This is a genomic window from Vibrio sp. S234-5 (assembly GCF_000960595.1).
Classification (GTDB): domain Bacteria; phylum Pseudomonadota; class Gammaproteobacteria; order Enterobacterales; family Vibrionaceae; genus Vibrio.
The window spans coordinates 41831-54916 of the sequence record NZ_JZAM01000195.1; the positions used below are offsets into that span (position 1 = coordinate 41831).

13 protein-coding genes are annotated in these 13086 nt (G+C 48.6%); all 13 read right to left on the bottom strand.

Translation table 11 applies throughout. The features are described from left to right. Nucleotides 1–15: 15 nt before the first annotated feature. Complete coding sequence (gene rnhB / locus UF06_RS09415) at nt 16–654, bottom strand: ribonuclease HII (RefSeq protein ID WP_045570219.1); 639 nt, start codon at nt 652–654, stop codon at nt 16–18. Between the two features lie 2 nt (nt 655–656). Continuing rightward, nucleotides 657–1805, bottom strand: coding sequence for a lipid-A-disaccharide synthase (lpxB, locus tag UF06_RS09420; RefSeq protein ID WP_045570220.1), 1149 nt, complete (start codon nt 1803–1805; stop codon nt 657–659). Between the two features lie 93 nt (nt 1806–1898). After that, nucleotides 1899–2687 carry an acyl-ACP--UDP-N-acetylglucosamine O-acyltransferase gene (gene lpxA, locus UF06_RS09425; protein ID WP_045570221.1) on the bottom strand — a complete coding sequence of 263 codons (789 nt, stop codon included), beginning with the start codon at nt 2685–2687 and terminating at the stop codon, nt 1899–1901. A gap of 1 nt (nt 2688) precedes the next feature. After that, nucleotides 2689–3141, bottom strand: coding sequence for a 3-hydroxyacyl-ACP dehydratase FabZ (fabZ, locus tag UF06_RS09430; RefSeq protein ID WP_082069656.1), 453 nt, complete (start codon nt 3139–3141; stop codon nt 2689–2691). A gap of 93 nt (nt 3142–3234) precedes the next feature. Further along, nucleotides 3235–4269 (bottom strand): UDP-3-O-(3-hydroxymyristoyl)glucosamine N-acyltransferase, encoded by a 1035-nt coding sequence (gene lpxD / locus UF06_RS09435; protein WP_045570223.1) that lies wholly within the window; start codon nt 4267–4269, stop codon nt 3235–3237. Between the two features lie 8 nt (nt 4270–4277). Further along, nucleotides 4278–4787 carry an OmpH family outer membrane protein gene (locus tag UF06_RS09440; RefSeq protein WP_045570224.1) on the bottom strand — a complete coding sequence of 170 codons (510 nt, stop codon included), beginning with the start codon at nt 4785–4787 and terminating at the stop codon, nt 4278–4280. Between the two features lie 15 nt (nt 4788–4802). After that, nucleotides 4803–7217 carry an outer membrane protein assembly factor BamA gene (bamA, locus tag UF06_RS09445; protein WP_045570225.1) on the bottom strand — a complete coding sequence of 805 codons (2415 nt, stop codon included), beginning with the start codon at nt 7215–7217 and terminating at the stop codon, nt 4803–4805. A gap of 45 nt (nt 7218–7262) precedes the next feature. Beyond that, nucleotides 7263–8621, bottom strand: a complete 1359-nt coding sequence (gene rseP, locus UF06_RS09450) for a sigma E protease regulator RseP (protein WP_045570226.1) — start codon at nt 8619–8621, stop codon at nt 7263–7265. Beyond that, nucleotides 8618–9826: a 1-deoxy-D-xylulose-5-phosphate reductoisomerase gene (ispC, locus tag UF06_RS09455; protein WP_045570227.1), complete on the bottom strand. Its 1209-nt coding sequence runs from the start codon at nt 9824–9826 to the stop codon at nt 8618–8620. The genes rseP and ispC overlap by 4 nt, the downstream gene beginning before the upstream one ends. Before the next feature lie 55 nt (nt 9827–9881). Continuing rightward, nucleotides 9882–10724 carry a phosphatidate cytidylyltransferase gene (locus UF06_RS09460; protein ID WP_045570228.1) on the bottom strand — a complete coding sequence of 281 codons (843 nt, stop codon included), beginning with the start codon at nt 10722–10724 and terminating at the stop codon, nt 9882–9884. Nucleotides 10725–10736: 12 nt separating this feature from the next. Then, the gene (locus UF06_RS09465; RefSeq protein WP_045570229.1) at nt 10737–11492 is read right to left on the bottom strand and encodes an isoprenyl transferase; all 756 of its coding nucleotides are present in this window, start codon (nt 11490–11492) and stop codon (nt 10737–10739) included. Between the two features lie 96 nt (nt 11493–11588). After that, nucleotides 11589–12146: a ribosome recycling factor gene (gene frr, locus UF06_RS09470; protein WP_039430291.1), complete on the bottom strand. Its 558-nt coding sequence runs from the start codon at nt 12144–12146 to the stop codon at nt 11589–11591. A 101-nt stretch (nt 12147–12247) separates the two neighbouring features. After that, nucleotides 12248–12970, bottom strand: a complete 723-nt coding sequence (pyrH, locus tag UF06_RS09475) for a UMP kinase (protein WP_039430292.1) — start codon at nt 12968–12970, stop codon at nt 12248–12250. Nucleotides 12971–13086: the final 116 nt, after the last annotated feature.

The following is a 13086-nucleotide window of genomic DNA, read 5'->3' on the forward strand; positions in this document are numbered from 1 at the left end:
ACCCACCAACTCTCTTCACTGCTTCTTTTCGAGCGCTTTTCTCACTGGGGAAAAACTTTTTCGATGCTGCGCAATCACACCGTGCTGCTCGATGGCCGCAAAATGGGCAGCCGTTGGATAGCCCTTGTGCTGGGCGAAACCAAATTCAGGATGCAGCTTGTCGAGCGCTTCCATCTCTTGGTCGCGCACCACTTTAGCGATGATCGATGCAGCACTGATTTCAGCAACACGCAAATCGCCTTTGACGACGGCCTGACTATCCATAGAAAGGGAAGGACAACGGTTGCCGTCAATCAGCACCAAATCGGGCGTCACGGCTAAACCGGCAACCGCACGCTGCATCGCCACCATGGTGGCTTGCAAGATGTTGAGCTGGTCAATTTCTTCTGGCGTACAGCGGCCAACCGCCCAAGCGAGTGCTTTCTCCTTGATCTCAGGAAACAAGGCTAAGCGTTTTTTTTCACTCAGTTTTTTTGAATCGTTGAGCCCTGCAATCGGATTGTTCGGGTCTAAAATGACCGCCGCGGTGACGACATCTCCCACTAATGGACCGCGGCCCACTTCGTCCCCCCCCGCCACATACTGATAGCCTGCAGGGTATTCGAACGGTGGAAATTCTACTTTTGCCTTGGTGGCTTTCGCTTTAACCGCCATGTTTAATCTCTATTCTCAATCAGGTTCAACACCGCGTTGGCGGCTTGCTGATCCGCGTCTTTGCGAATCCAATGGTGCATTTCGGTAAACTTGTTCAGCATCGATTGATTGTTGCCTTCAAGTAAGCGCGAGACTTCCGCAAAGAGATTTTGCGGCGTACAGTCATCTTGCAAATATTCTTTGACTAGCGCTTCACCAGCTAAAATATTCGGCAGTGAGACATACTTCGTTTTAAGCAGACGTTTGGCTAAAAAGGCCGTCAATGCATTCACGCGGTAACCCACCACCATTGGCCGTTTGAGTAACATGCATTCGAGTGCAACGGTCCCCGAAGCCAACAGCACGGCATCCGCGGCGGTGATGACGTTGCGCGCGGTATCATCGACTAGCTTGAACTCCAGTTCCGGCGCATATTGCTGCCATGCTTGCTCAAACTGCTGGCGGCGTTTTTGGTTGACGAGCGCTACCACAAAACCGAGTTCAGGATATTGTTGATGCAGCAATTTACAGGTTTCGATAAAGGTCGGCGCCAACATTTTCAGCTCGCTGCCACGGCTGCCGGGAAGTACCGCCAACCATTTTTTCTCTTGCTCAAGACCAAGCAGTGCTCTGGCAGGCACTGGCTCAGACTCAAGGGGGATCGCATCCGCCAGCGTGTGGCCGATAAACTCACAAGGCACATCGAATTTGTCGTAAAACGCTTTTTCAAATGGTAGAAAAGCCAGCACCAGATGAGTGGCGGCGGCAATTTTGAAGATGCGTTTTTGCCGCCATGCCCAGACGGATGGGCTGACATAGTGCACGGTTTTGATGCCTGCATTCTTGAGATCAAGCTCTAGGCGCAGATTAAAATCAGGCGCGTCAATGCCAACAAACACATCCGGTGGATTTTGCGTGAAGTGGCGAACCAGTTCAGCTTTCACTTTGAGCAGACGTGGCAATCGACCCAGTACCTCGACCAACCCCATGACCGCCAGCTCTTCCATGTCGAACAGCGACTGACAGCCTTGCGCGATCATTTTTGGTCCACCGATGCCGACAAACTCGGCATTCGGGTAGCGCGCTTTCACTGCTTGAATAAAGCCTTCACCCAAGGTATCTCCGGACAGTTCGCCCGCAACGATACCAATTCGTAGTGGCTTGTTTAGCATGTTTGCTCACCTTCTTTTTATCGAACGCTAAAAACGCAAAAAGACCGCCATCTCAGACGGCGATCTTTTAATCATTATTGCAACAAGGCGTAATTAGCGAATAATGCCACGCTGCGACTTTTCCAAGAAATCAAGGAACAGAGCCACCGCTGGAAATTCCTCTACATCTTTGGCAATCTCTTCTTTGGCCGCTTCGAGCGTTAAACCACTGCGGTAAAGCGCTTTGTATGCACGACGAATCGCCAAGATCTCTTTCTTCTCGAAACCACGGCGCTTTAACCCTTCAACGTTAATGCCAAAAGGTGCACAGTGGTTGCCCTGCGCCATCACATAAGGCGGTACATCCTGTACGACGATAGAGCCACCGCCCAGCATACAGTGATCGCCAATATGGCAGAACTGGTGAATCGCTGACATACCGCCGATGATGGCTTGGTTGCCGATGTTCACGTGACCTGCCAGCGTCGCGTTGTTGGCGAAGATACAACGGTCGCCAATCACACAATCGTGCGCCACGTGGGCGTTAATCATAAACAGGTTGTCACTGCCGACAATGGTAATGCCTTTGTCCTGAACCGTTCCACGATGCATGGTCACACTTTCACGGATGGTGTTGCGATCGCCGATAATCAGTTGGGTGTCTTCACCAGCGTATTTCAGATCTTGGCAAGCTTCACCAATAGAAGCAAACTGGAAAATACGGTTGTCTTTACCAATCTTGGTTGGGCCTTTCACTACCACATGAGAAAGTAGTTCCGTGCCCTCACCAATTTCCACTTTACTGTCTACGTAGCAAAATGGACCAATTTTAACATTCGCGCCAATAACAGCGCCTGCTTCAATCACTGCGGTTGGGTGGATTTGTGCCGTTGCATCAATCATATTAAAACTCTCTACGCGCACACTTCAGTTCTGCGGAACAAACCACGTCTCCGTCGACTTTTGCAACACCCGTAAAGGCAGCAATGCCACGGCGCTCTTTTAAGAACTCCACTTCAATGATGAGTTGATCACCTGGAAGAACGGGTTTGCGGAACTTGGCGCCATCGACGCTGGCAAAGTAGTACAACTCATTTTCAGACGGAGCACCAAATGATTTAAAGGCCAGCAGGCCAGTTGCCTGAGCCATGGCCTCCAGAATCAACACGCCTGGAAAAACCGGAAGTTGAGGAAAATGACCTGTAAACTGAGGTTCGTTTACCGAAACGTTCTTGATAGCGTGAAGATATTTTTCTTCCTGGAAGTCGATAACACGGTCAATCATCAAGAATGGGTAGCGATGAGGTAAAAGCGCCTGAATTTCAGTGATATTCATCGTTCTCTTTTCAGTAGTCAAAGTCTTATTCCTATATCAATACTGTATATATAGCGCGCCATTATAGAAGAAAAAGACTCGCAGTTCGCGAGTCTTTACAGAGAAATCACTTAATTATTCTGCTTTCTCTTGCTCGCCAAGGCGCTTTTCAACCACTTTCAAACGCTTGTTCATCTCATCAATGCGATGAACACGAGCGGCGGTTTTTCGCCACTCTTTGTTGGTTTGAAGCGGGATGCCAGACGAGTACATGCCTTTTTCATCAATACTGCGCATCACCATGCCCATGCCAGTAATGGTGACACCATCGGCGATGGAAATATGTCCATTGATAACGGAAGCGCCACCAATAGCGCAGTACTTACCAATCTGAGTACTGCCAGCGACGACTGTACCACCCGGCATGACGGTACCATATCCGATGTGCACGTTGTGCGCGATTTGCAACTGGTTATCTAAGATGACGTTATCTTCAATCACCGTATCGTCGAGCGCGCCACGATCTATGGTAGTACAAGCGCCGATCTCTACCCGGTTACCAATGCGAACGGTGCCAAGCTGAGGAATTTTGATCCACTCACCCTTATCATTGGCATAGCCAAAACCATCCGAGCCAATCACCGACCCCGATTGAATCAGGCAGTCTGTACCGATTTGCACTTGATGATAAATAGTGACATTAGCCCAAAGCTTAGTATTGTTGCCTAACTTGGCGTTTTTGCCAATAAAACAGCCAGCACCAATAATGACGTTGTCGCCAAGTTCAACGCCGCTTTCGATCACAGCGTTGGCCCCCACGGCAACGTTTTGCCCGAGTTTAGCATCAGCCGCTATCACCGCTGATGGCGCGATACCCTCCGCGGGTTTTGGTGTGGTATCTAATGCTTGTGCCACTTTAGCAAAAGCGACATAAGGATCATTCACCACCAGCGCATTGCCACTGCAATGCATAAGTTGATCGGCTTTAACCATGACCAGCGTGGCACGGCAGTCAGCTAAGTGTTTGGCGTATTTCGGATTCGACAGAAAGGTCACATCCCCTTCTTGCGCCTTATCCATTGGAGTTACCTGCGATACGGTTGCCGTTGCATCGCCGTGTAACTCTCCCCCGGTTATTGTTGCTAATTCAGCTAATGTCAGTGTCTTCATAACGATTATTATTTGATTGCTTTAATCACTTTCTCTGAGATGTTGTACTCAGGGTTACCATATTGAAGCGCTGTGGTATCAATCACTAAATCATAGCCTTCTTTTTCAGACACGGCTTTCACCGCATCCTGAATCACTTTAAATAGCTTCTGCTTCTCTTCCGCTTCACGGCGAGCGCTTGCTTGCTCTAAAGCCTGCGCTTTAATTTTATATTTGCTGTCGAGCTGGCCAATTTCAATGCGCAGTTTTTCCACTTCGTCTTGGCCAAGCAGTTCACCGTCACGTTTCAATTTTTCAATTTTAATTTTTGCTTCCGCTTGGATCGCTTGTAGCTCTGCCGCTTTATCTTTGAACTCTTCCTGCAATTTCTGTAGCACCACTTCACGCTGCGGCAAAGCTTGGAATACCTGAGCGGTATTGATGTAAGCGATCTTTTGCGCTGCTTCTGCCGCATTGGCAAACATAGAAGAACTCAGAAGTAGAAGGCTAACTCCAGCCGCTTTGATCATGTTTTTCAAAATTATATCCTCTGTTTAGAAGGTTCTGCCGATTGTGAAAGTGAAGAATTCTTCGTCGTCACCTTCGTAAATTTTAACGGGTTTAGCTAAGGAGAAGACCAACGGTCCCATCGGTGACATCCACTGCAACGCAACACCATAGGCCGAACGATATTTCGTCGGATCTGAGTAGTCGTAGTAATATTGGTTACCGTAATCCGCGCCAGCACTGCGGTAATCAAACTCGGTATCCCAAACACTCGCCATATCAAAGAACAAACTCGTACGTACTTGATTACGTGCTTCGTCCGAAGCAAATGGCGTAGGGACAATCAGTTCCAGGCTTGCCAATGCGATAGCGTTACCACCAACTGAATCATTGGTTGCGGTGTCGGATCCGTTGTTTGAACCGCTGTAATCACGATAAACCGCCTTCGGACCGGCTGAGTTGGAACCAAAACCCCGCAACGTGGTAAAACCGCCGGCGTAGTAGTTCTCATAAAACGGGAACAGGTTGTCGTTGCCATTGGTTGTCCCATAGCCGTTACCATAACCTAAACGTCCGCGCAGCAGCAGGCTGAACTCGTGTTTTTTGGTCAATGGAATGTACTGTCTCACGTCGTACTGCATCTTAAAGTACTGCACGTCAGAGCCCGGAACGGTCATTTTGTAAAACGCGCGCTGATGGTTCCCCGCCGTTGGGAAGTAGGTACGGTTGAGGTTATTGCGCGTCCACGATAGTGTAATGTCAAAATCGTTGGTATTGAGTGCCCCACTTGAATCTATGTTCGACTCTTGCGCTTGCAGGAACTGCTCCACTTGCAAGTAAGGCGACAAGTTACCGATCTTGTTGTGGGTATAGCCCACACCAAGTTCGAAGCGGTTGAGTTCATCAAACGGGAAGCCCCAAGTTAAGTTGGCCCCGTAACTTTGGTTGGTGTAGTCAACGATACCCGCTTCAGACGCTTCAAATTCGTTGTAAAAAACTTTCCCCCCTAAGCTGACACCATCTAGGTTCCAGTAAGGGTCGCGATAATCCAAGCTGATGTTCTTCTGGTACTTGTTGGTCATCGCGCTGATGCCAACGCGGTTGCCGGAACCAAGGAAGTTGTCTTGCTGTAGACCAACTTGGAAACTGACGCCGGATTCCGTACCAAAGCCCACACCAAAGTTGACGCTTCCTGAGTTGGCCTCTTTGACGTTGTAAACCAAATCCACCTGATCGTCACTGCCAGGAACACGCACAGTTTGCACGTCCACGGTTTCAAAGAAACCAAGACGATTCAATCGGCTCTTACCCGTTTCAATCGCTTTGGAGTTGAGCCAACTGCCTTCCATCTGGCGCATCTCACGACGCAGCACTTCGTCACGTGTGGAGTTGTTACCCGTAAAACGAATGTCACGCACATAGATTCGATTACCCGCTTCAACATGGATGACCAGCGAGACTTGCTTGTTTTCGTCGTCAAACTCAGGGATGGTGCTGACTTTCGGGTAGGCGTAGCCCGCTTCACCCAACACACGTTTGATGTTTTCTTCCAACGTAGTGACCATAGAACCGTTGTAGGTTTCACCCGATTCAAATGGCACTAGCGCTTTGAACTCCTCTTCTTTACCAATCAGTTCACCACGAAAGTTCACCTCTTTCACTGAGTAAGGTTCACCTTCTTTCAGGCCCAACGTAATGTACACGCCTTTTTTATCGGGAGAGATAGAAACTTGGGTCGAATCCACAGCAAACTTGAGATAACCGCGATCCAAGTAATAAGTTCTCAGCGCTTCAATATCGCCTGCAAGCACCTGCTTTTGGTACTTCTCGTCAGCGAGGAAATTCCACCAAGGCACATCCACGTTCAAGTTAAAACGCGACAACAGGGTTTCATCAGAAAACACTTCGTTGCCGATAAAATTGATCTGCTGAATTTTGGCAGACACGCCTTCACTGAAGACAAACTTCAGGTCTGCGCGATTTCGAGGCAGGGGCGTGACGACCGCTTTAACCGAAGCGTTGTATTTACCGACGCTGTAGTAAAAATCTTCCAGCCCTTTTTCAATGTTACTTAACGTGGTGCGGTCAAGCGCTTCACCAGCACGAATGCCAGACGCATCAAGGTTTTGCTTAAGTTGCTCTTCTTTGATCGCTTTGTTGCCAGAAAAAGAGATGCTGGCAATGGTTGGGCGTTCTTTCACTTGCACAACCAGTACATTGCCATCACGCAGCACTTTCACATCTTCAAAGTTGCCGGAAGCGTAAAGCGCACGGATGATGCCGGCGACATCTTGCTGTTCTAGCGTGTCACCCACACGGACTGGCATTTTTAGTAGTGCTGCACCCAGTGCAACACGTTGTAAACCTTCAATTTTAATGTCTTGTACAACAAAGTTTTGGGCGCCGTTCGCGGATACGCTGGTGGCCAATAATGTTGCGAACAGAATTTGCTTGATCGCCATAATTGTTCTAATTGTTCCTTGCTACTGCTCTTTGTCTCTGAACCATCACAGACGTGTAAAATCGTTAAATAAGGCTAACGCCATGAGCGAAAAAATCACCGCCGCACCGATACGGTATCCTATTTCCTGCACTTTTTCAGGAACAGGGCGACGGATGACGGCTTCAATGGCGAAAAACAGCAGGTGCCCACCGTCCAACATCGGCAGAGGCACCAAGTTAATAATGCCCAAGTTGACACTGATCAGCGCCAAAAAGCCGAGGAAATAGACCAAACCGTAATCGGCTGTCGCCCCAGCGCCTTTAGCGATGGAAATCGGCCCGCTCAGATTATTCAGCCCCACATCACCCGTGATCAGCTTTTTCAACATACTGACCGTCAAGTCAATCACCTGGCTCGTTTTCTCTACGGCTTTGTCGAAAGACTCGAATACACCAAATTGCAAATCGAAGCGATAACTTTCTGGCCATTGTGCGACTTCAGGAGCAATCCCTGCAAAGCCGATCGATTCACCACTTTTGCTCTCTCGGCTATCCGGCGTCATGGTGAGACGTTGCGTGCCGCCATTGCGCTCCACGTCAACCTCAATGGCTTGGCCTGGATTACTACGCACCCAGTTCACCACTTGTTCCCAAGATGTGATCGCTTGACCATTTATCGCAATAAACTTATCACCAATTTGTAGCCCAGCTCGCTCACCCGCACTCCCCTGAGATACATTCGCCAGACGGGTCATTATCTCTGGGGTGTAAGGTTTAAAGCCAAGAGATTGCATCGCCGATTCGTTCTCTGGATCAAATTCCCAGTTTCGGATATCGACAACAAGGGTACGCTCAAAGCCAACTTCGTCGGCTGGCGATACCGTCAATGTCATACTGGAATCGCCAATATGAGAAATTAACTGCATGTTAACTGATTCCCAATCGGGTGTTTTGATACCGGAAACCGCTTTAAGTTCCATGCCTGACTCAATTCCTGCCTGAGCGACAATAGAACTGGCGGTTACCTGACCAACCACCGGCTTAACCGCAGGTACGCCAATCAAAAAAACCAGCCAATAGGCAAAAATAGCGAACAGAAAATTAAAGATTGGACCAGCAGAGACAATCGCCGTGCGTTTCCACAACGGCTTGCGATCAAAGGCAAACTGTTTCTCTGCATCCTCAATCTCATCAACTCGGCCATCAAGCATTTTGACATAACCACCGAGCGGAATAATAGCAATGCTATACTCGGTGCCATCTTGACCGGTTTTACTCCAAATTGACTTGCCAAAGCCAATGGAGAACTTCTCCACCTTCACGCCACAGCGACGTGCCACCCAAAAATGGCCAAATTCATGCACTGCCACCAAAATGCCCAGGGCAACAATAAAAGAGGCTAAATTCCATACAATATCCGTCATCGTATACACTCTCTAATGGCTTCAACGGCAAAGGTTCTGGCTATTTTATCCAGCTCAAGCAAGCTTTCCAAGTTATCCACATGATGCGCCGAACTCTGTTGGCAAATGCGGTTGAGTACTCGCTCGTTAATACGAGCAATGTCTGTAAACTTAAGCTGATGTTCTAAGAAGGCTTGCACGGTGACTTCGTTGGCGGCATTGAGCGCCGTGGTCGCCTGCTGGCCGAGATAGCACGCATCCATCGCCAATTCAAGACAAGGATAACGGGCAAAGTCGGGCTGAATGAACGTTAGCTCACCGACTTGACTAAAATCCAATGGTTTAACGTTAGTTGGAATACGCTCAGGATAGGATAGCGTCAACGCGATTGGGGTCACCATATCAGGTTCTCCCATCTGCGCCAGTACCGAACCATCGATGTACTGCACCATGGAGTGAATCACTGATTGGGGGTGAATGATCACTTTAAGCTGCTCTTTGCTGGCATTAAACAGCCACTTGGCCTCAATGTATTCCAACCCTTTGTTCATCATGGTGGCGGAATCGACCGAGATTTTTCGCCCCATAGACCAGTTAGGGTGAGCAATCGCCTGCTCTGGGGTCACGTTTTCTAAGGCGGCTACATCGGTATAACGAAATGGACCACCGGAACCCGTGAGTAGAATGTGGCGAATGCCGTGCATAGCGAGATCGCAGCGGCCCAAATTAGTTTGTACTGCCTGTGGCAAACACTGAAAAATCGCATTGTGTTCACTGTCGACTGGTAGCAATTGTGCGCCCGATTTGGCGACTTCATCGATAAAGAGTTGCCCGGACATCACCAGCGCTTCTTTGTTCGCCAGCAGAATGCGCTTACCCGCTTGAACGGCAGCCATCGTTGGCAACAAACCGGCAGCTCCGACAATCGCAGCCATCACGCAGTCGACTTCATCAAGCGATGCCACGTAACACATCGCTTCTTCCCCAACTAAAACCCGGGTCTGCGGCGACGAACTGACCAGTAAGCGCTGTAAACGCTGCGCCGCTTCCGCCGAAGCCATTACTGCATACTGCGGTTGCCATTTTTCGCAAAGCTGCTGCATTTTTTCCACATTGGAACCCGCAGCTAGAGCGACCACAGTAAAGTGTTCTGGGTTTTGTTCCACCACTTTTAGTGTGCTGGCTCCAATTGAGCCTGTTGCACCAAGAATCGTTAGCTTTTGCATAACTGTTGACCGAATAAAGAAGCAAAGGGGAAATGCCTCATCTCCCCCTTAAAAATCAGAACAAGAGATAAAGAAGGGCGAAGATAGGAAACGCTGCCGTTAGGCTGTCAATGCGATCCAAAATTCCACCATGACCTGGGATCATATTGCTGCTGTCTTTGATTCCAGACTCACGCTTAAACATACTTTCCACTAAATCACCCAATACGGAAATCACCACTGTGGCAAAGGTAATTAAAATCATGTGCATCGGGCTGGCAAAGTGGATGTCAAACAGTTTGGAAAATACCCAGCCGACCACGATCGCGGTCACAATGCCACCAATTAAACCCTCAATCGTTTTGTTGGGGCTCACATTGGGCGCCATTTTACGCTTACCCATACTTTTACCAGCAAAGTAGGCACCACTATCTGCTGCCCAGACCAACAAGCAGACGAACATCACTAGCTTCGCACCATGGTACGGAGAAGTATCTATCTCACTCGCGCGCAAAATAATCACACTCCATAAAAAGGGGATCAGAGTGAGAAAGCCAAATAAATGGCGCAGTGGCTTACTGCCTTGCCAAGTTTGTGTCGACTTGGGGTAAGTAATCGCAAGCACACTGGCATAGAGCCACCATGTTGTGCCCGCACTCAGTATCAGCAGATGCGGCCAACCAATATGGTTAAGACTGACCGATTCGGGAGAGATGAGAAAAAAACTTGCCACGGTGGCAATGACTGCTGGGATCATCGCTTTCACACGAGAGCCAGTATCGACAAATTGTGTCCACTCCCAAAAACCAGCGAGTAGCACTAAGGTTAGCGCGACGATAAATAACGGCAGAGATAACTGAAAAATCCCTAAAATGACCAAAGGTGCAAGAATGAGTGCGGTTATTATTCTTTGTTTCAAACTGAATGATCCTTATTGTGTACTCATCAGGGCTTTGATTTGTTCTCCCGTGCAACCGAAACGTCGCTCACGATTAACAAACCAAGTGATCGCCTCCACGAGGCTATCTTCACCGAAGTCCGGCCAATAGACCGGCGTAAAGTACATTTCTGCGTAGGCCATTTGCCAAAGCATAAAGTTGCTGATGCGACATTCACCGCTCGTGCGAATCAGAAGATCGACATCCGGTAAATCAGCCATCGTCAGATGCTGAGCAATTTTATCCTCATCAATATCGCTGGCTCCTAGCTTTCCTTGCTCGACCTGTTGCGCGAGTTTTTGCACCGCCTGAACGATATCCCACTTACCGCCATAATTCGCGGCAACATTAATCATCATCCCAGTGTTGCTTGCGGTGAGTGTCTCCGCCTCGGCAATTTTCTTTTGTAGTCGTTCACTAAAACGACTGGTATCGCCGATGATGCGTAAACGTAGGTTATTCTTATGTAACTTCTTTACTTCACTGGAGAGCACAGTGATAAAAAGCTCCATCAGTAAGCCGACTTCGTCTTCGGGACGACGCCAGTTCTCACTACTGAAAGCAAAAAGTGTAATAGCTTGAATATTGAGCTTAGAGGCCGCCGCGATGGTTTTGCGTACAGCACTGACGCCTTTTTTATGACCAAAAACGCGTGGTTGACCTTTGGACTTGGCCCAGCGACCATTACCGTCCATGATGATGGCAATATGCTTTGGAAGAGATTCCACGAAGAGTTGAGAATTTTGCATAGAGAATTAGTCGAGTTCCATCAGTTGGACAGGGTAACACAAAAAAACGCTGTGCTGCGAGCACAGCGTTTTCCAACAGTGATGTAAACGGAAGTATTAAACTTCCATTAACTCTTTTTCTTTGGCAGCAAGAACATCATCGATCTTCTTCACTGCGGCATCGGTCAGCTTTTGAATCTCGTCTTGTGCTTTACGCTCTTCATCTTCAGAGATTTCTTTATCTTTTAGTAGCGCTTTAAGATCGCCGTTCGCATCGCGACGAATATTACGTACCGCAACACGACCACCTTCCGCTTCACCGCGAACGATCTTAACCAAGTCACGACGGCGCTCTTCCGTTAGCGGTGGCAGTGGAACACGGATGATGGTGCCGGCTGACATTGGGTTTAGACCCAGATCAGACATCATGATCGCTTTTTCGACTTTCTGCGTCAGTTCTCTATCAAAAACCGTGATCGCCAGAGTACGAGCATCTTCAGCAACTACGTTAGCCACTTGGTTAAGTGGTGTCGGAGCACCGTAATAATCGACAGAGATGCCAGAAAGTAGGCTTGGATGCGCACGACCCGTACGAACTTTAGACAGAGTATTTTTCAGCGCTTCAACACTTTTTTCCATGCGCTCTTGCGCGTCTTTTTTGATTTCGTTAATCACGGTTTCACCTTAAAAAAATGTCATCTTTCCTGAAGAAAGCTTACAAGGGTTCAGTAAAGCGAAACGCCATCCGACACACGAATGACGCCAACTCAGGTTTACTAGCTAATCAGCGTACCTTCTGCTTCACCCATCACCACGCGACGTAGAGCGCCTGGCTTATTCATATTAAATACACGGATAGGCATTTTGTGATCGCGAGCCAGAGTAAATGCGGCTAAATCCATCACTTTTAGTTCTTTATCAAGAACATCAGCGTAAGCCAGTTTATCATACAGCTCTGCGTCTGGATTGGCTACCGGGTCTGCACTGAAGACGCCATCCACTTTCGTCGCTTTAAGCACCACATCAGCTTCAATTTCGATACCACGCAAACATGCTGCAGAATCGGTAGTAAAGAATGGGTTGCCCGTACCAGCAGAGAAAATCACCACGCGACCTTGACGCAGTTCGCGAATCGCGTCTGCCCAATTATAGTCATCACACACTCCTTTGAGTGGGATGGCAGACATCACGCGAGCGTTTACATAGGCGCGGTGCAGTGCATCACGCATCGCTAGACCATTCATTACCGTTGCCAGCATGCCCATGTGGTCGCCCACAACACGGTTCATGCCTGCTTCAGCAAGGCCAGCACCACGGAACAGGTTGCCGCCACCGATCACCACGCCGACTTGCACACCCAGTTCAACCAGTTCTTTGACTTCCTGCGCCATACGATCCAAAACTGCAGGATCAATACCGAAACCTTCAGAGCCTTGCAGAGCTTCACCACTCAGTTTTAACAGAATACGTTGATACGCTGGTTTTGGGTTCGTAGTCATGGAGTTTACCTTCCAAAAGAGAGTTGTCGATTAACAGTCATGGGTTGAGATTGAGTGTCTAGACACCAATTTCATTCTTCGCTTGACCACTCACTGTTACTTTACATCGTCAGTGA